The organism is Prevotella sp. OH937_COT-195, assembly GCF_003932845.1.
Classification (GTDB): domain Bacteria; phylum Bacteroidota; class Bacteroidia; order Bacteroidales; family Bacteroidaceae; genus Prevotella.
In genome coordinates, this window is record NZ_RQZH01000141.1 from 1 (window position 1) to 491 (window position 491).

Sequence of the window (491 nt, forward strand, 5' to 3'; positions counted from 1 at the left end):
CTTCGCAAGAACAACACTTCCCAAGGAACGGCCAAAGGACTTCCCAAGGAACGGTGAAAGGACTTCCTGAGGAACGACCAAAACACTTCCCAAGGAACGACAGAGGCGTAATCGCCAACGCGGCAAGAGCCGCACAAGTACAATCATTAAAAAACAAAAAACATGTTGATTTACAAAGTAAAATCCGAAATGATGCGCATCGGCAAGAACAAGGGCAAGACCATGTTCTACGCCGCACCCGTGGCGCAAGACAAGGTAACCGCCAAGCAGGTGGAAGACCGCATCATCAACCTCACTGCCCTATCGCGCGCCGACGTGCGCTCGGCCATCACCGCCCTGGCCGAAATCGTCCGCGAAGAGATGTTCGCCGGCCGGGCCATCGACCTGGCAGACCTCGGCTCCTTCAAGGTCATCTCCACCGGCAAGCGCGTGGAAAGCAGGCAGGACGTCACCGCCGAAACGCTCAAGACACCGCGCATACAGTTCTTCCC

General features: G+C 56.0%; 1 protein-coding gene. It reads left to right on the forward strand.

The window, feature by feature from the left end:
* Positions 1-162: 162 nt before the first annotated feature.
* Positions 163-491, forward strand: a 329-nt coding sequence (locus EII32_RS11615) for an HU family DNA-binding protein (protein ID WP_199741442.1), incomplete at its 3' end; no start/stop codon positions are given.